This is a genomic window from Deinococcus phoenicis (assembly GCF_000599865.1).
GTDB classification, from domain to species: Bacteria; Deinococcota; Deinococci; order Deinococcales; family Deinococcaceae; genus Deinococcus; species Deinococcus phoenicis.
On the sequence record NZ_JHAC01000070.1, the window covers coordinates 70,062 to 87,100 of the forward strand.

Annotated in this window: 15 protein-coding genes; 6 read left to right on the forward strand and 9 right to left on the reverse strand. The window is 68.3% G+C overall.

Going from position 1 to position 17,039, the window contains the following annotated elements; genetic code table 11:
• The first annotated feature begins 53 nt into the window (after nucleotides 1-53).
• The 4 genes from typA (at nucleotide 54) to DEIPH_RS16520 (ending at nucleotide 3,951) form a co-directional block, all read left to right on the forward strand.
• Nucleotides 54-1,835, forward strand: a complete 1,782-nt coding sequence (typA, locus tag DEIPH_RS16505) for a translational GTPase TypA (RefSeq protein WP_034360190.1) — start codon at nucleotides 54-56, stop codon at nucleotides 1,833-1,835.
• Nucleotides 1,836-2,011: 176 nt separating this feature from the next.
• Entirely contained in the window at nucleotides 2,012-2,980 is a 969-nt protein-coding gene (locus tag DEIPH_RS16510) for a hypothetical protein (protein WP_034360193.1), read from the forward strand.
• 99 nt (nucleotides 2,981-3,079) lie between these two features.
• Nucleotides 3,080-3,607 (forward strand): hypothetical protein, encoded by a 528-nt coding sequence (locus DEIPH_RS16515; protein ID WP_034360196.1) that lies wholly within the window; start codon nucleotides 3,080-3,082, stop codon nucleotides 3,605-3,607.
• Between the two features lie 149 nt (nucleotides 3,608-3,756).
• Entirely contained in the window at nucleotides 3,757-3,951 is a 195-nt protein-coding gene (locus DEIPH_RS16520; protein ID WP_034360198.1) for a DUF1540 domain-containing protein, read from the forward strand.
• A gap of 291 nt (nucleotides 3,952-4,242) precedes the next feature.
• On the opposite strand, the gene DEIPH_RS16525 is transcribed toward DEIPH_RS16520, so the two are convergent.
• Together DEIPH_RS16525 and DEIPH_RS16530 are read right to left on the reverse strand one after the other, a co-directional pair.
• Nucleotides 4,243-5,130: a cation diffusion facilitator family transporter gene (locus DEIPH_RS16525; RefSeq protein WP_034360200.1), complete on the reverse strand. Its 888-nt coding sequence runs from the start codon at nucleotides 5,128-5,130 to the stop codon at nucleotides 4,243-4,245.
• 59 nt (nucleotides 5,131-5,189) lie between these two features.
• On the reverse strand, nucleotides 5,190-5,642 hold the full coding sequence (locus DEIPH_RS16530) for a hypothetical protein (protein WP_152545001.1): 453 nt from the start codon (nucleotides 5,640-5,642) through the stop codon (nucleotides 5,190-5,192).
• Nucleotides 5,643-5,732: 90 nt separating this feature from the next.
• Here DEIPH_RS16530 and DEIPH_RS16535 point away from each other — a divergent pair, with 90 nt between their 5' ends.
• Complete coding sequence (locus tag DEIPH_RS16535) at nucleotides 5,733-7,967, forward strand: ATP-dependent helicase (RefSeq protein WP_034360205.1); 2,235 nt, start codon at nucleotides 5,733-5,735, stop codon at nucleotides 7,965-7,967.
• A 191-nt stretch (nucleotides 7,968-8,158) separates the two neighbouring features.
• Here the strand turns inward: DEIPH_RS16535 and DEIPH_RS16540 are convergent, their stop codons facing one another.
• The 7 genes from DEIPH_RS16540 to DEIPH_RS16565 form a co-directional block, all read right to left on the reverse strand.
• Nucleotides 8,159-8,620, reverse strand: a complete 462-nt coding sequence (locus tag DEIPH_RS16540) for an NUDIX hydrolase (RefSeq protein WP_034360208.1) — start codon at nucleotides 8,618-8,620, stop codon at nucleotides 8,159-8,161.
• Nucleotides 8,621-8,765: 145 nt separating this feature from the next.
• Nucleotides 8,766-8,909 (reverse strand): hypothetical protein, encoded by a 144-nt coding sequence (locus tag DEIPH_RS20250; RefSeq protein ID WP_161636084.1) that lies wholly within the window; start codon nucleotides 8,907-8,909, stop codon nucleotides 8,766-8,768.
• Nucleotides 8,910-8,937: 28 nt separating this feature from the next.
• Nucleotides 8,938-9,399, reverse strand: coding sequence for an NUDIX hydrolase (locus DEIPH_RS16545; RefSeq protein WP_034360211.1), 462 nt, complete (start codon nucleotides 9,397-9,399; stop codon nucleotides 8,938-8,940).
• A 38-nt stretch (nucleotides 9,400-9,437) separates the two neighbouring features.
• Complete coding sequence (locus DEIPH_RS16550; RefSeq protein ID WP_034360214.1) at nucleotides 9,438-10,841, reverse strand: hypothetical protein; 1,404 nt, start codon at nucleotides 10,839-10,841, stop codon at nucleotides 9,438-9,440.
• Between the two features lie 67 nt (nucleotides 10,842-10,908).
• Nucleotides 10,909-12,021: a vWA domain-containing protein gene (locus DEIPH_RS16555; protein ID WP_034360217.1), complete on the reverse strand. Its 1,113-nt coding sequence runs from the start codon at nucleotides 12,019-12,021 to the stop codon at nucleotides 10,909-10,911.
• 91 nt (nucleotides 12,022-12,112) lie between these two features.
• A complete protein-coding gene (locus tag DEIPH_RS16560) occupies nucleotides 12,113-13,138 on the reverse strand; it encodes an ATP-binding protein (protein ID WP_034360220.1) in 1,026 nt (341 codons plus the stop codon).
• 25 nt (nucleotides 13,139-13,163) lie between these two features.
• Nucleotides 13,164-13,583, reverse strand: coding sequence for a DUF2726 domain-containing protein (locus DEIPH_RS16565; RefSeq protein ID WP_081790967.1), 420 nt, complete (start codon nucleotides 13,581-13,583; stop codon nucleotides 13,164-13,166).
• Between the two features lie 264 nt (nucleotides 13,584-13,847).
• On the opposite strand from DEIPH_RS16565, the gene DEIPH_RS16570 reads away from it, so the two are divergent.
• Nucleotides 13,848-16,925, forward strand: coding sequence for a heterodisulfide reductase-related iron-sulfur binding cluster (locus DEIPH_RS16570; RefSeq protein ID WP_034360223.1), 3,078 nt, complete (start codon nucleotides 13,848-13,850; stop codon nucleotides 16,923-16,925).
• Nucleotides 16,926-17,039: the final 114 nt, after the last annotated feature.

Consider the following 17,039-nt stretch of genomic DNA (forward strand, 5'->3'; position numbering starts at 1 on the left):
AGGCTTCAGGCTTACGGCTGAGGGCCAACCGCTCCGAACAAGGGAGCTGACCTATGGAATACCGCAACATCGCCATCATCGCGCACGTCGACCACGGCAAGACCACGCTGGTGGACGGCCTCCTCAAGCAGACCCTCAAGCTCGGCCACGGCGAGGAAATCGCCGAACGCGCGATGGACAGCAACGACCTCGAACGCGAGCGCGGCATCACCATTCTCGCCAAGAACACCGCCGTGGAGTACAAGGGCGTCAAGATCAACATCGTGGACACGCCCGGCCACGCCGATTTCGGCGGCGAGGTGGAGCGCGTGCTGGGCATGGTGGACGGCGCGCTGGTGCTGGTGGACGCTGCCGAGGGTCCCATGCCCCAGACCCGCTTCGTGCTGCGCAAGGCCATCGAACTGGGCCTCAAGCCCATCGTGGTGATCAACAAGATCGACCGCCAGGACGCGCGCCCCGAGGAGGTCGTCAACCTCACCTTCGACCTGATGGCCGAACTGGGTGCCAACGACGACCAGCTCGACTTCCCGATCCTGTACGCCGTCGCCCGCGAAGGCAAGGCTTACAAGGAGCTGGACAAGCCCCAGGACGACATGCACGAGCTGTTCGACATGGTGCTGGAGCACATTCCCGCGCCCAGGGTGGACCTGGACGCGCCCTTCCAGATGCTCGTGACCAACCTCGACTACTCCGAGTACCTGGGCCGCATCGTGCTGGGACGGGTGCAGCGCGGCACCGTCAAGAAGGGCGAATTCGTGCAGCTGATCCACAAGGACGGCTCCATGACCAAGAGCCGGATCGTGCAGCCCTTCACCCACCTGGGCCTGCGCCGCATCGAGGTGGACAGCGTGGGGGCCGGGGACATCGTGGCCCTGGCCGGGATCGAGGACGCGCAGATCGGGGAAACGGTGGCCGACCTGGCCGACCCCGAGGCGCTGCCGATCATCACGGTGGACGAGCCGACCGTCTCCATGCTGTTCCAGCCCAACACCAGCCCCTTCGCGGGCAAGGACGGCAAGTACGTCACGTCGCGGCACCTCAACGACCGCCTCAAGCGCGAGGTGATGACCAACGTGTCGCTCAAGGTCGAGGAAATCCGCCCAGACGAGTTCAAGGTGTCGGGGCGCGGTGAATTGCACCTCTCCATCCTGCTGGAAACCATGCGCCGCGAGGGCTACGAGGTGCAGGTCGGCGCGCCGCAGGTGATCGTGCGCGAGATCGACGGCCAGAAGCACGAGCCGATCGAACACCTCGTGATCGACGTGCCCGAGCAACACTCCAGCGCCGTGATCGGTGTGCTGGGCGCGCGCAAGGGCCAGATGGTCAACATGGAGCCGCAGGGCAGCCGCGTGCGCGTGGAGTTCAAGATTCCCAGCCGGGCGCTCTTTGGCTTCCGCACCCAGTTCCTCTCCATGACCCAGGGCGAGGGCATCATGAGCCACATCTTCGACGGCTACGCGCCCTGGGCCGGCGAACTCAAGACCCGCCAGAACGGCTCGCTGGTGAGTATGGAAGACGGCGTGGCCTTCGCCTACTCGATCTTCAAGCTTCAGGACCGCGGGAACTTCTTCATCGACGCCGGTCAGGACGTGTACGTGGGCATGATCGTGGGGGAAAACGCCCGCGAGCAGGACATGAACGTGAACGTCTGCAAGAACAAGAAGCTCACCAACGTCCGCTCGGCGGGGGCCGACGAGGCCCTGACCCTGATTCCGCCCAAGCGCCTGAGCCTGGAAGACGCGCTGGAGTACATCGCCGACGATGAACTGGTGGAGCTGACGCCCCACAACATCCGCCTTCGCAAGAAGGTTCTGAACCCCAGCTTCAGGAAGTAAGCGCCGCCCACAGGGCTGAAACGAAAAAAGAGGAGACCCCCGGGGCAGCCCTGGGGGTTTCTCCGTTTCCCGGGCAGTGGCGGAGCGCGGTTCGGGAACTCTGGCGGGCCGGGAAGCGTAGGGTGAGGTATGTCTGATCTGGTGCCCGCGCGGCGGCTTCGGGGGGGAGAGCGGTCGTGGGCGTTCTAGCGGCCCTGATCGGGGCGTTCGGTTGGGTGGTTCATCCGCTGGCCGGACTGGGGCTGGCGTTCTTCGCGTCGGTGATCTTCTCGCGCCGGGGCCGGGACTGGCGGCCTGTGGCGGTGGCGGCGGCTCTGCTGGTGGGGCTGGCGGTGCTGGGGGCAGACTGGGTGGTGCATCCGGCGGCGGGGATGCTGCTGGGTTTCTTCGGCTCGCAGGCCTTTCACCGCTGGCGGGAGCACTGGCCCGCGCTGCTGGCGGGTCTGGTCAGCGCCGCGTTCTTCATGGCCCTGGGGGCGTCGTGGCTTATCTTTCCGCTGCTCATCATGGGGATGATCTGGCTGTTTACCGCCGTCTTCACGTGGCCGGGCGAAAAAGGCCCTGCCCCCCTGGGTTCCTCGCCGTCCGTCTCCGCGCTGCCCGAGCAGGGGGGCGGCCTGCCGCTGGGCGGTTTCGGCTCCCGTGCGGAGAAGGTGGCGGCGAAAGCGGCCCGCCGCGAGGCCCGGAGACAGGCCAGACACCGCCTGGAGACACCTCCGCCCCCTGTTCCCGCGCCCGCTGCCCCCGATCTCTTCACCGCGTATCTCCGTGACGAGCGCCTGCCGGGCGAGGCCCGCGCCCAGCTCGCCGCGCTGAACCTGCGGACCCGCGAGGCCCTGGCGCACCTGGAAACCCTGGGCCAGCAGGGCAGCGAGGCGGCGTATCTGGCCCGCGCCGTGCGTGAAGAGTACGCGCCGACGGCGGTGCAGGCCTACCTCAAGCTCCCGCCCACGCTGGCCGACACCGCGCCCCTTCAGGACGGCAAGACGGGCCGTGACCTGCTCCGCGAACAGCTCGACATTCTGCTGGACGCGGTGCAGGACATCCTGGGCACGACGTTGCGGGCGGGGGGCCAGGACCTGCTGACCCATCAGCGGTTTCTGGAAGAGAAGTTCCGCAAGGCGCGGGGCGACCTGGAGGTCTAGGCAAAAGTGCCGGGGGCCTGGGGGTGAACGCCCACCGGGCCACCTGACCCCTTGGTTTCCCCGGGGGCAGCCGTTATCCTGACAGAAGAGATCAGGATTATGACGCACCCCCTCCCTACTACCCCTTCCACCGAAACCCCCCTTCAGAGTGACCGGTACGCCGCGTCGCTGCTGCGGGCCGCCGAGGCGGTGCTGGCGTGCCTCCATCCGCGTGCGCCGCTGCGGCTGGCGCAGGTTTCCCTGGACGGTGCGTCCGGCGTGAGCTATGCCCTCGCCCCCGACCCCGAAGCTCTGGCCCTCAACCGGGGCTTGCGGGAGGAGGTCGTGCTGGTGGCCCTGGCCCAGACCGCTGTCGCCCGTCTGCTGGAGCTGCCCGCCCCGCCGCTCGCCCAGGACCGCGATCCCCGGAGCCTGCTGGCCGCCGCCCTGAGGGACCCGGAAGAACTCGGCGTGCTCGACGCGCAACTCGCCGTGCTGGAGGCGCGGGCGCGGGCCACGCTCCGGCGGTCCTGGGCCGAGGTGGAAGTGGTCGCGGCGGGCCTGCGGGACCACGGCACGTTGGATGCCCAGGCGGTCGCCCACCGCATCGCGTGCGCCCAGGGTATCCGGGGCACGCTTCTGAATTGACTCCGGTTTCCCTGCTCAGCCAGCCTTTCTGCGGATAAGCAGAGAATCATACCCGGAAAACTCGGATTTGTAGTCCAGTCTTCATTTTGAGAGGACGGACACGGTCGCGCGCCTGTGATGGATGCACTCTGCGTTCAGGAGGCCACACCATGAACGACACGAACAGCACCCAGGGCAGCATCGTGAGCCGTTGTGACGCCACCAGTTGCCGCTACAACGAGGAGCGCGAGTGCCACGCCGGACAGATCGAAGTGGCGATGAGCGGTCAGATGGCCCAGTGCCTGACCTACACGCCCGAGGATGGCCTGGGCGACAGCCAGCGCCCCAGCCAGGGCACCCACTGAAGCCGGCTTTCCCGTGGCCCCGGCCGAGCGTGTCGGGGCCATGTTTGTGGTGGCCTTAAAGCCGTTGCCGTAAGGCGGCTTTTTTCCGCAGGCGTTGGCCGAGGGGAGGGGGCTGGCGTCCTCAAGGGGAGGGCAGGCTGGCTCAGGCGAGTCCGTTCTGGAGGCGTGGCGTGCTCATGCGCGTCCGTTCACGACGATGCCCAAGACAGCGCGTGAAGTTGACAGGAGCATAGGGCAGCTGGAAAGGCACTTGGGGCGCTTTCCCCCGGGGCCGTCATTCTGTCCCAGGCTCTAGACCACCAGCACCCCGTGATGCTTGGCCTGCTCCTGCGGCTCGACGTGGATGGTCACGCTCGCACCTGGGAGTTCGGTCTGGATGGCGTCTTCCAGCCGGTCGCAGATGGCGTGGGCCTCCTGCACGCTCATCTCGCCCGGCACGACGAGATGGAACTCCACGAAGGTCATGCGGCCCGCGTGCCGGGTACGGAGGTCGTGCATCTCCAGCGCGCCCTCGGCGTGTTCGCTCATGGCCTGCCGGATCCGGTTCTCGGTGGCGGTGTCCACGCCCGCGTCCATCAGGCCGCCCACGCTCTCGCGCATCAGGGCCCAGCCGCTCCAGAGGATGTTGGCGGCGACCAGCAGCGCGAGCGCCGGGTCCAGCCAGTGCAGCCCGGTCAGGCTGGCCAGCAGCACCCCCGCCAGCACACCGATACTGGTCACCACATCGGTGAGGACGTGTTTGCCGTCGGCCAACAGGGCCACCGACCTGGCCGCCCGGCCCGCCCGCAGCAGCACGCCTGCCCAGAGCGCATTCAGCCCCGTCGCCCCCAGATTGACCAGCAGGCCGGGGAGGGGAGCTTCGACCACCCGGGGATGTTGCAGGGCCGGGAGAGCCTCCCGCGCGATGCTCACGGCGGCCAGCACGATCAAGACACCCTCCGCCACCGCGCTGAAGTATTCGGCCTTGCTGTGACCGTAAGGGTGATTGGCGTCGGCGGGCCGGGCGGCCACCCGCAGGGCGATCAGGGCAGCGAGGGCCGCCGCCACGTTGATGATGCTTTCCAGCGCGTCCGAGTACAGGGCCACGCTGCCCGTCAGCAGATACGCGACGAATTTGAGGGCCAGCACGACGGCGGCCACCACCACGCTGCCGAGGGCAATCCTGCTCGTGCGGTCCATCGGGGAAGGCTAACAGGGTTAGGCGCGGCGAAAAGCGGCACCGGGCGGGGGACAGTCGGTCAGGCCGGGGGCAGCGACACGTGCCATTCTGCCCCGAGCTGCCTACCCCCGATGTTCAGCACGGTCAGCGCGGAAGTGCCGATGCTCGCCAGCTTGACACTGGCCCTCGCCGTCTGGCCGTTCTTCATGCAGGTGAAGGTGGAATCCAGGCCGCCCAGGTTGACGCGCGTCGTGTTGAGCAGCTCGTACCGTCCGGCCTGACGCAGGAGCGCGGCCCGGCCTTGCAGGTCGACGGGGACAAACGACGCGGCAGAGCCGTCCGCCGGCAGATACCTGAGGACCTGCTCCGTGTTGCCGCTGACCCAGCCTATGGCCGCTTCGTTCCACTTCACCTCGCCGCAGGCTTCCAGAACGTCGGCGCTGACCGTCACACTGACAATCTGAACCTGAGGCTTGGTCTGGTTGCAACTGGCGAGGGGTGCAAGGAGCAGCAGGGGCAGCAATCGGCGCATGTCCGAAGCTAACACGGTCAGGGCGGCCAGCCCGGCCAAAATCAGCGCTGGTTACGCCCCCAACATAACCCCACCTGCTAGAATCGTTCGGTGACTCTCGCGCCGGACCTGCCCGAATCCCCCCTGCTTTCCCAGCTCAATCCCAATCAGGCGCAGGCCGCCGACCACTTCACCGGCCCCGCCCTGGTGATCGCGGGGGCGGGCAGTGGCAAGACGCGCACGCTGGTCTACCGCATCGCGCACCTGATCGGGCATTACGGCGTGGACCCCGGCGAGATTCTGGCCGTCACCTTCACCAACAAGGCCGCCGCCGAGATGCGCGAGCGGGCCAAACATCTCGTCAGCGGGGCGGACCGGCTGTGGATGAGCACCTTCCACAGCGCGGGCGTCCGCATCCTGCGGGCGTATGGCGAGCACATCGGATTGAGGCGGGGCTTCGTCATCTACGACGACGACGACCAGATGGACATCCTCAAGGAGATCATGGGGTCCATTCCCGGCATCGGCCCGGACACCAATCCCCGCGTGCTGCGCGGCATTCTGGACCGCGCCAAGAGCAACCTTCTGACTCCTCCTGACCTCGCCCGCAATCCCGAGCCGTTCATCAGCGGCATCCCGCGCGAGGCCGCCGCCGAGATGTACCGCCGCTACGAGGCCCGCAAGAAGGGGCAGAACGCGATCGATTTCGGTGACCTGATTACCGAAACGGTGCGTTTGTTTAAAGAAGTGCCCGCCGTCCTCGACCGGGTGCAGGACCGCGCGAAGTTTATCCACGTGGACGAGTATCAGGATACCAACAAGGCACAGTATGAATTGACGCGTCTGCTGGGGAGTCGGGATAGAAACCTGCTTGTGGTCGGGGACCCCGATCAGTCCATCTACAAGTTTCGTGGCGCCGACATTCAGAACATCCTCGACTTTCAAAAAGATTACCCCGATGCCAGGGTCTACATGCTGGAACACAATTACCGCTCCAGCGCCCGCGTGCTGACCATTGCCAACAAGCTGATTGAAAACAACTCTGAGCGTCTGGACAAGACCCTCAAGGCCGTGAAGGAAGACGGACACCCCGTGATGTTCCACCGCGCGACCGACCACCGCTCGGAGGGCGATTTCGTCGCGGAGTGGCTGACGCGCCTGCATGGCGAGGGCCTGAAGTTCGCGGACATGGCCGTGCTGTACCGCACCAACGCGCAGTCCCGCGTGATTGAAGAATCGCTGCGCCGCGTGCAGATTCCGGCCAAAATTGTCGGCGGCGTGGGTTTCTATGACCGGCGCGAGATCAAGGACGTGCTGGCCTACGCCCGCCTGGCCATCAACCCCGACGACGACGTGGCCCTGCGCCGCATCATCGGGCGGCCCCGGCGCGGCATCGGGGACACGGCGCTGGAGCGGCTGATGGAGTGGGCGCGGGTGAACGGCACCTCGATCCTGACCGCCTGCGCGAATGCCCAGGAACTCAACATCCTGGACCGGGGGGCGCAGAAACCCGTCGAGTTCGCGGGGCTGATGCACGCCATGAGCGAGGCCGCCGACAACTACGAACCGGCACAGTTCCTGCGGTTTGTGATCGAAACGAGCGGGTATCTGGACCTGCTGCGCCAGGAAGGGCAGGAGGGGCAGGTGCGGATGGAGAACCTCGAAGAACTCGTCAGCGCCGCCGAGGAGTGGTCGCAGACGAACGAGGGCACGATTCAGGACTTCCTCGACGACGCCGCGCTGCTCTCCAGCGTGGACGACATGCGTGCCAAGCAGGAGAACAAGGACGTGCCCGAAGACGCCGTGACGTTGATGACGCTGCACAACGCCAAGGGCCTGGAGTTCCCGGTGGTGTTCATCGTGGGTACGGAAGAGGGGCTGCTGCCCAGCCGTAATGCCCTGATCGAGCCGGGCGGCATCGAGGAGGAGCGCCGCCTCTTCTACGTGGGCATCACGCGCGCCATGGAACGCCTGTTCCTGACCGCTGCGCAGAACCGGATGCAGTACGGCAAGACCAACGCCACCGAGGACAGCCGCTTTCTGGAGGAGATCGAGGGCGGTTTCGACGCGGTGGACCCCTACGGGCAGGTTATCGACTACCGCCAGAAGACCTGGAAGGACTACCGCCCGACCGTCCCCACCCGCCCCAGCGCCGTCAAGAACACCAGCCCCATGACCGAGGGCATGGCTTACCGAGGCGGCGAGAAGGTCACGCACCCCAAGTTCGGGGAAGGGCAGGTGCTGGCGGTGGCGGGCGTGGGCGACCGGCAGGAGGTCACGGTGCATTTCGCCTCGGCGGGCACCAAGAAACTGCTGGTGAAGTTCGCCAACCTCACGAAAGTCTGAACCTCGGAGGAGTTGTCCAAATGACGCCGCTGGGGGCGTTCTCCCTTCAGCGGCGTCATTCGCTGCTCTGCGGCTTTGCAAGTCCCGAATGCTCTCCTTATTTCGCTCGCGCTCGCTGGCCTGGGCACATGGCCGCCTATGAGGACGCCTGTCCGCTCCATCAAAAAGAAGTTCCCTTTTTGACAACTGCTCTACTTCCGCTCCACCCGGTGCCGCACCTCGCCCGGTCCGGCGGCCAGAAACTCCGTCAGGGCGAGCGGGTAGACGGGCCGGGTCGCCAGCTCGGCCAGCGGAAGCCAGTCATAGAAGTAGTCGGGGTTGTCCAGCACGGCAAAACGGCCATCGGGAAGTTCGGGCGGCGCGTCCATGCGGAAGTAGAAGCCGAGTTCATGTTGCCGTTTCCCGGGGGGGCCGAAGAAGTTTTCCAGCACGCCCACCAGCCGCAGCGGCCCTGGCGGCGTGCCCGTTTCTTCCAGCCATTCACGTGCCGCGCAGGCGGTGATGTCCTCGTCCGTCGAGAGCGCGCCGCCGGGCAGGAACCAGAAGCCCAGCCCCTCCGCCGTGTTCGCCAGCAGGCGGTCTCCCCGGACACAGAGAATGGCAACGCGCACGCTGAACTTGAGGCCCCCGAGGGGCAGGCGAATGTCGGTCATGGGGGCAGTCTGGCGTGTGTGGGCCTCCGAGGCATCGGACTTTTGGCGCAGAGGCCCCGGAAGCACGGCAGCATGAAGCGACAGCACAGAGCTTGTCGCCCGCCTGCCGGAAACGCCCGCCAGGAGGAACGATGAAGCTGGACTCTCAGGGCCACCTCAGGACCACCGCGCCCTGGCACTCTGGGCCGCTGACCGCGCCGAGCAGGTCCTCGGGCGTTTCGAGGAGCAGCACCCACCGCCCCACAAGGCAGTGGAAGGCGAGTGGCAAGACCTGCACCTGCGCCGTCATGTTTCCCACTGGGGGCAAGTTGGCACAGTTACGCCCGGTTGACGATGTGCCGCACGCTGCCCCCAGGTCCCTCCAGCAGATCACGGACCGGGAGGGGGACGACCCGCCGCTTCCGCACTTCGGCCAGAGGCAGCCAGAGACAGGTGACGTTGGGATTGTCGTTGACGGTGAAGGGGGTTGGGGGTAACTCCGGTGGGGCGGCCATGCGGTAGTAAAACCCGATCTCATGCCACTGCCTGCCAGAGTGGGGAAAGAAGTTCTCGACCACCCCGGCCAGGCGCAGTGGCCCGGCGGGGAGGCCCGTTTCTTCCGTCCATTCGCGGGCCGCACTCTCAGGCGTGGCCTCGCCGCTCTTGATGGCCCCGCCGGGCAGGTACAGGAAGTTCACGCCCTGTTCGGCGTTGACCAGCAGGTGCCCGTCACGCAGACACAGAATCACGGCCCTGACGCAGAAGATGGAGTCACCCATGGGAAGCCGAATGTCCGTCATGCCCTGACTCTGGCGCTCTGGCTGCCGGGGCGCATCCGTCAAGTGGCCGGGGCTTCTGCCTCGGCCCGCACACTCTCGTCGGGGTCCCGGCTGAGCTGGTCGCGGAGGTCGGCGGGCAGGTCCGCGCGTCCGGCCAGCGCCAGCCGCACGCCCTCGTCGGAATCGGCGGCCAGACGGGGCAGGAGGGCGGGGGAGAGGTGCGGGTGACGGGCGGCGGCGCGGCGCACCCCGGCGTTTGGGTCGGCCGCCAGGCCGGACAGCACGGCTTCACCCGGCGCCTCGGCATAGGCGACCGCGCGGCGCACTTCCGCGTCGGGGTCGGCGGCGAGGCGGCCCAGACGCTCCGGGCCGAGGTCGGGCCGCACGGCGAGGATGGTGCGGACGGCGGTGTCGGCATCCTTCAGCAGCGCGTCCAGCACGGCGGGCGTGAGGCCCTCCGCGCTGGCGACATGCAGGCGGATGTCCTGTTCGGGGGCGCGGGCGAGCAGCAGCACGGCCTCTTCCGGCAGGTCGTTGCGGTCCAGCAGGGCGCGGCGCACACTTTCGGACTCGTCGCGGGCCAGGCGGGCGAGGCGTTCGGGGCCGGCATCCGGGCGGCGGGCCAGCGCGGCGCGGACCTCGGCGTCCGCGTCGTGTTCGGCCCGGTCCAGCCAGGGGGCAGGCACGCTCCAGGCTTGCAGGGCCGCACTCCGCACGGGCGGCTGCTCGTGGGCAGAGAGCCACTCGCGCACGTCTCTGGGCAGGTCCACCCGCCGCGCCAGGGTCGCCAGCACGTCCGCGTCCCCGTCGGCGGCCAGGGTCAGCATGCAGTCCAGCGGCAGGTCGAGCCGCCGGGCCACGCTGGCTCTGACGGTGCCGTGCGTGTCGCCCGCCAGCGTCCGCAGCACGTCGCCGGGGAGGTCCGGGCGGGCCGCGACGGCCTTTCGCACGTCGTAGTCGTCATCTGCCCCGAGCTGACGCACCAGGGGTTCGGGCAGGTCCGGACGCCGTGCCACGGCCTCACGCACCTGCCACCCGGCGTCCTGGGCCAGCGCCGTGACCCGCTGTTCGCCCAGATCGGGCCGGGCGGCCAGGGCGGCGCGCACGCTGAAGTCCTCGTGGCGCAGCGCCCCGTCAGTGACCCAGGCGTGCGCGCCGGGCAGAGACAGCAGGGCCGTCACGCCCTCCGCCGGGAAGACGCTCAGCAGGTTCGGGCGGGCCAGGCGCATCAGCGGGAGGCCGGGATTGTCCAGCACCTCGCGCGGGAACATCGGGGCGAGGCTGCCCAGCACCTCCACGGGCGTGTTGGGATGCCGCGCCACCCGCGCCCGCACGCGGCTGTCGGGATGGACGCTCAGGCCCGCGAGGGTGTCCGCCGTCGCCTGCGCCGCGCCCGCCGCGGCCAGCGCCTCCTCCACACCCGGGGCCGGGAGGAGGCGGGGGCCGAGTTCGGAAAAGGTCATGGAACGAATGATGGCAGATGGCGCGGGCGAGGAACCTGGAACAAGGTCAGGGTTGAGGGCCGCGCCGTTATTCTTCCAGCCGCAGCACGTCCCCGAACGGAAAGCCCTCGTCCTCCAGGCCGCCGGGGGGCACCACCCACAGGGTGGGCATTCCGGGCGCTTTTTCTGGAAAGTCGCCGTAGCCGTCGGTCAGGTAGATCAGCACGTCGGGTTCGTGTGAGTCGGCCAGGTTGAAGATGGGCCGGAAGTCGGTGCCGCCGCCGCCCTGCGGATCGGGAACCGCGTCGCCGGGGCGCAGCTCGAAGGGGCCGTAGGCTTCGGTGTCGGCGTAGTAGAGGATGGCCTTCACATGCGGGTAGGCCCCCAGGACGCCCTGCACCTCGCCCACCAGCGCCCGCACGGCCTGGTCGTCCACGCTGCCCGAAGTGTCCACCGCGACCAGCGCCGTCAGCGACTCGTCGTCGAGGGCCTCCAGATAGAGGCCGCGCCCCACGAAGCGGCGGTCGAAGCCCCCGAAATCCACCGGCGTCCGTGCTAGGAAGCGCCACAGTTGTGCCCGCCAGTCCAGCCGGGCGGGGGAGAGGCGCGCGAGTTCGCGGTGCGCGCCGAGCGGATCGTCGCCCTTGCCGCCGCTCATCGCGTCCACGCTGCGCGCCTGCGCGAGCGCCTGTTGCCACTGCCGCGCGGCATTCTGCCCGGACTTGCTGCCCTTCGGCGGCGCGTCGGAGGGGGGGCCGTCCAGCAGGTCCTCGCCGGCCTCGTCGCCTTCGCCGTCCGCCTGCCCCTCCAGCGCGGTATAGACCTCCTCCACGCTGAGCTTTTCCAGATGCTCGTCCCGCCCGCTCTGCGGCGGCACCGGCAGTCCGGCGGCGTCCACCATGCCGTTTACGATCAGGTCCGCCGCCCGGTTCCAGCGTTTCTTCTCGCGCGGGCCGCGCCGCTCCACGTGCGAGAGCGCCGCGTGCAGCACCTCGTGCAGCAGCAGGCCGTCGAGCACGTCGGGTGGCAGGCTGGCGGCCACCTCCGGGTTCACGTACACCCGCTCGCCGTCCGTGCTGGCCGTCAGCACCTCGCGCGAGGGCACGAACTCGGCGTGCAGCAGCAGCGTGGCGAAAAAGGCCGACTTGCCCCGCAGCCGCAGCCGCGAGCCGGAAATGAGGTGGGGGAAGTCGGGGGTCATGCCCGCCTCTGGCACGGGGAGCGGTACGCAGGACGCGGTGCGCGGGAAAAAGACAAAAACACGGCGTACCACGTACCGCGCACCGCGTCCCTCACGCCCCCTCCGCCAGCGCCAAAGTCCCCTGCACCAGCCCCGCCAGCCGCTCGTCGCGCCCCAGCAGTCCGGCGAGTTCGCCCAGTTGCCCGATGGCCTGGAACTTGCTGACCAGGGTGGCGACGTACAGTTGCAGCCATTCCGGCCCGGCGGCGTCCGCCAGCCAGGTAAAGGCGTGGAAGGCCTCGTCGGCGTCCCCCGCGCGGGCGGCGAGGCCCACCACCGCCGCGTAGCGCACGCTGGGTTCCTCCGGCAGCCGCAGGCCCCGGCCCTGACCGCGCAGCACCAGCCCCAGGTCGGGAAGCTGTTCGTACAGCCGCACAAAGGCGCTGAATTCGGCCCCGGCGGCCTCCCCGATGGCGGGGGCCACGTCCAACCCGGCGCGGTGCAGTTGCGAGGCCATCTCCCAGGCGCGGGGGCTGGGCCAGGCGGGTTGCGCGGGGTCGAGGTGGTGCAGCAGTTCCGGGCGGAAGGTCAGAAAGGCGATGACGTGTTCGTGCAGGCTGCGCCCCAGCGCATAGGCCCGCCAACTGTCGAAGTCGGGCCGCACGGTCAGGTGCAGAAAGCGATTAGCCAGCGGCGCGGGCATGTCGAACACGCTCGCGCGGTCCTCCTTGCGGTTCCCGGCGGCCCACACGAACCAGCCCTCCGGCAGTTCGTAGCTGCCCACCTTGCGGTCGAGGATCAGTTGCTGCGCCATCCCCTGCATGGTGGGCGGGGCCATGTTCACCTCGTCCAGAAAGAGGATGCCGTGGCCGCTCCTGGGCAGGAACTCCGGCGGATACCACCGGCTGACGCCGCTGCCCTGGCCGTCCGCCTCCGGCACCGGCAGGCCGCGCAGGTCGGTCGGCGCGAGCTGCGAGAGGCGCACGTCCACGAAGCCCAGCCCGTGCTTGCGCGCCACCTGCGCCACCACGCTGCTCTTGCCCACGCCGGGCGGCCCCCAGATCATCGTGGAGAGCTTGAGTTCCCCCTTCACCAGGGCTTCGAGGTAGGTTTGCAGTTCGGCGGGGGTGAGGCTCACCGGGACAGGGTAGCGCGTGGGGCGGTCAGCGGCGGAGGGCGGGCAGGTCCGCTTGCAACAAAGGGCCGAGTTCCGCCGCCGTATACGTCCGCGAAGGCAGCCGCACCAGCTTCAGCCCCGCCGAGCGGAAGGCCACGTCCTTCACGGCGTCACGGTGCTGTTGTTTCTCGTTCTGGTGCGAGCGGCCATCGAGTTCCAGGGCAAGAACCGGGCGGTAGACCGCCGCGCTGTCCACGATGAGAAAGTCCACGTGCTTGTCGCGCAGCCGGGCATAGACGCCGGCCCGCTGCGTGTCCGCCGTGATTTTGAAGAGGTCGTTCAGGCGCACGTTCGGGAACACGCGGTAGGGCGTAGGCGCGAGCACCTTTTCCAGCGTCCCGAAAAAGGCGTTCTCGTCGCAGCTGAAGAAGTAGCGCTTGACCTCCAGCGGGAGCGTGTCGGGCACGGTCCCCTTTTGAGGCTCTGGGGCGGCAGCAGCGTTTTCCTTGATTCCGAACAGACTGGCGAGGCAGCCGAGGGGGGCATGGGCGTGAGCTTAGCGGGCTGTTCCATGCGGCGTGACCGCAAAGTGGCGGCGCGGCCCGCTCCCTTTGCCCCGCCCCCGCGTACACTGAGCCAACTTCCGAGCCTGCCGCTGCCCGTTATACTTTGACCGAGTTCAATTTTCCGGGTTCGACGTTCTGCCCCACGCCCGCCAGAGGAGACGCCCTTGCTGCCGCTGATTCACAAAATCCTGTTCTTCGTGTTCGCCCTGGTTGTCGGAGGCTTCGGTGCCTGGGGCTTTTACCGCCTGTTCCTGCGCCTGCGCCGGGGTGCGCCTGCCAGCGAGGTCCGCTCGAACGAATTGGGGTCGCGCCTGTGGTACGCGGTCAGGACCTCGCTGACGCAGGAACGCACCTTCCGCCGCCGCCCGGTCATCAGCGTGCTGCACGCCTTCATCTTCTACGGCTTCGTGTACTACATCGCGGTGAATTTGGTGGATGGGCTGGAAGGGTACTTCCACTTCGGCATCCTGTCCACCAATCCGCTGGGGGCCATCTACAACATCCTGGCCGACCTCCTCAGCTTCCTGGTGCTGGTCGGCGTGATCGGGCTGGTCATCCGCCGCCTCTTTACCACCAGCAAGCGCGACTTCCGCTTCACGGAAAAGACGCTGCTGCACCCGCTCGTCAAGCAGGGCTACATCAAGCGCGACAGCCTGATCGTCTCCGCCTTCATCACCTTCCACGTGGGCAGCCGCGTTCTGGGCCAGGGCGCGAAGATGGTGCAGGAGGCGCGCGAGTTCGGGCATTACGACGCCTTCCAGCCCGTGTCCAGCGCCATCGGCGGCACGCTGTTCGGCGGGCTGAGCGACCAGGCGCTGGAAGGCTGGCGCATCTTCGGCTTCTGGGGGGCGCTGGGCAGTGTGCTGGCGTTCCTGGCGTACTTCCCCTTCACCAAGCACATCCACATCTTCATGACGCCGGTGAACTACGCGCTGAAGCGTCCCGTCGGCACGGGCGTCCTCCCCCCGATGAAGGGGCTGGAGGAGGCGATGGAGGCCGAGGACCCCAAGCTGGGTGTGGAAAAGCTGGAGGACCTGGAATGGCCGCGCCTGCTGGACGCCTACGCCTGCATCCAGTGCAACCGCTGCCAGGATGTCTGCCCCGCGAACGCCACCGGCAAGGCGCTCTCGCCCGCCGCGCTGGAGATCAACAAGCGCATGGAGCTGAACGTGATCGGCGCGCACCCCAGCCCCTTCACCTTGAAGCCCGCGCCCTTCGAGAGCGGCGAGAGTACCGCCCACCCGCTGCTGGAATACGCCATCAACGAGGAATCGGTCTGGGCCTGCACGACCTGCGGCGCGTGCATGCAGGTCTGCCCGGTGCAGGACGAGCAGATGCTCGACATCATCGACATCCGCCGCCATCAGGTGATGGTCGCGGGCGAGTTCCCGCCGCAGCTTCAGACGGCCTTCCGCGGCATGGAGCGCGCCAGCAACCCCTGGGGCATCTCCAGAGACAAGCGCATGGAGTGGGCCGAGGGGCTGAAGGTGCCCACCATCGACGAGAACCCCGAACCCGACGTCATCTACTGGGTGGGTTGCGCGGCCAGCTACGACCCCGGCGCGCAGAAGGTGGCCCGGTCCTTCGTGCAACTGCTCGACAAGGCCGGGGTCAATTACGCCGTCCTGGGCAAGAAGGAAGCCTGCACCGGCGACAGTGCCCGCCGCGCCGGGAACGAGTTCCTGTATCAGACGCTCGCCGCCGAGAACGTGGAAACGCTCAACACCGTGCGGCCCAAACTGATTGTCGCCACCTGCCCGCACTGCATGAACATGATCGGCAACGAGTACCGGCAGCTTGGCGGGCACTACCAGACCATCCACCACACCGAGTACCTCGAAACGCTGGTGGCGGCGGGCCGGCTGCCGCTGGCGCAGCTTCAGGACGACGTAACCTACCACGACCCCTGCTACCTGGGCCGCCACAACGGCGTCTACGACGCGCCGCGCGCCCTGATCACCCAGATGGCGGGCGAGGTGCTGGAGCTGGAGCGCAGCCGTGACAACTCCTTCTGCTGCGGCGCGGGCGGCGCGCAGTTCTGGAAGGAGGAGGAAGAAGGCCGCGAGCGCGTCAGCGACAACCGCTTCCGCGAGATTCAGACCCGCCTGGACGCGGCAGCCGACAACGTGCGCGCCTATGAAAACGGCGAACCCCAGAAGGTGCTGGCGGTGGGTTGCCCCTTCTGCAAGTCGATGATGAACTCGACGCCTGAAAAGGCCAAACGCGACGACATCGTGGTGAAGGACGTGGCCGAGCTGATTCTCGAAAGCGTGCAGCGCGCGACCGGCGAGTGGGTCGCCCCGACCGCTCCCCCCGAAAGCACCCTGGAAGAGTCCCCCCAGCCCACCGTCCCCAACACCGAGACGCCGATGGAACGCACCGGGGCCGCGCCGTCTGCCGGGTCGCCCGTCGCGGGTGAAACCAGCGCCGATGTCATCAACGCGCAGCCGGGCAGCCCGGTGAACAACCCGGACACCTGGCCCGAACCGCAGGCCGCCGCGCCCAGCCCGGTCACGTCCAGCTCTGCCGATTCGTCCCCGCGCAAGACCTGGAAACCGAAGGCCAGCGGTGACGATGTGGCGGTGGGGGCGGCCAGCGGCCAGTCGCCCGTCGTCAGCGAGACGCCCGCTTCTGACACCGCTCCGGCGCGTAAAGCCTGGAAACCGAAGGCAGACGACGTGAGCGCCGCGCCTGTGGCCGAAGCTCCAGCACCCGCCGCCGAAGCGGCCCCCGCCCGCAAGGCGTGGAAGCCGAAAGCCGGCACCGATGACGTGGGTGCTGCGCCCGTGACGGAAGCGGCCAGCGCGACGGACGCTGCCCCGGCTGCCCCGGCCCGCAAAGCCTGGAAGCCTAAAGCGAGCAGCGAGGCCCCGGCAACGGCTCCACAAGAATCGGCGACGGTGCAGGCCCCTGCCCCCACCGAACCGCAGCCCACCGGAGAGCGGAAGAAGTGGGCACCGAAGGGGGCCAGCGCCGGGGCCGCCCCGGCTCCCGCAGTGCCGGTCACACCCACCCAGGGGGCTGCCACCCAGGGAACTGCTCAAGTCATCGTCGCTGAGGCGGCACCCACGTCCGGCGAGCGGCCCAAGTGGCAGCCGAAGACCAGAGCAGCCGCAAGCCCCACGCCCGAACCTGCCGGGGACATGGCCTCCGCGCCCCTGGCTGGAGAAGAGAGCCAGCCTGTCACCCCTGAGCTGGGCGAGGGTGGCCGCAAGAAGTGGGTGCCGAAGAAGAAGGACTGAGGCAAACGCCTGGAAGGAACGCCGTCCGCTGGGGCGGCGTTTGTCCTGGTCTTGCTGCCGATCGCTGCCGGCTGAAAGCTGACCGCTTCACTGCACCCGCGCCCTTCAGACCAG

What these genes read in the sequence shown, in the direction of transcription:
- typA (WP_034360190.1), top strand. Translation starts at nt 54, where the DNA reads ATGGAATACCGCAACATCGCCATCATCGCGCACGTCGACCACGGCAAG.
- DEIPH_RS16515 (WP_034360196.1), top strand. Translation starts at nt 3,080, where the DNA reads ATGACGCACCCCCTCCCTACTACCCCTTCCACCGAAACCCCCCTTCAG.
- DEIPH_RS16520 (WP_034360198.1), top strand. Translation starts at nt 3,757, where the DNA reads ATGAACGACACGAACAGCACCCAGGGCAGCATCGTGAGCCGTTGTGAC.
- DEIPH_RS16525 (WP_034360200.1), bottom strand. Translation starts at nt 5,130, where the DNA reads ATGGACCGCACGAGCAGGATTGCCCTCGGCAGCGTGGTGGTGGCCGCC.
- DEIPH_RS16530 (WP_152545001.1), bottom strand. Translation starts at nt 5,642, where the DNA reads ATGCGCCGATTGCTGCCCCTGCTGCTCCTTGCACCCCTCGCCAGTTGC.
- DEIPH_RS16540 (WP_034360208.1), bottom strand. Translation starts at nt 8,620, where the DNA reads ATGACCGACATTCGCCTGCCCCTCGGGGGCCTCAAGTTCAGCGTGCGC.
- DEIPH_RS20250 (WP_161636084.1), bottom strand. Translation starts at nt 8,909, where the DNA reads ATGACGGCGCAGGTGCAGGTCTTGCCACTCGCCTTCCACTGCCTTGTG.
- DEIPH_RS16545 (WP_034360211.1), bottom strand. Translation starts at nt 9,399, where the DNA reads ATGACGGACATTCGGCTTCCCATGGGTGACTCCATCTTCTGCGTCAGG.
- DEIPH_RS16550 (WP_034360214.1), bottom strand. Translation starts at nt 10,841, where the DNA reads ATGACCTTTTCCGAACTCGGCCCCCGCCTCCTCCCGGCCCCGGGTGTG.
- DEIPH_RS16555 (WP_034360217.1), bottom strand. Translation starts at nt 12,021, where the DNA reads ATGACCCCCGACTTCCCCCACCTCATTTCCGGCTCGCGGCTGCGGCTG.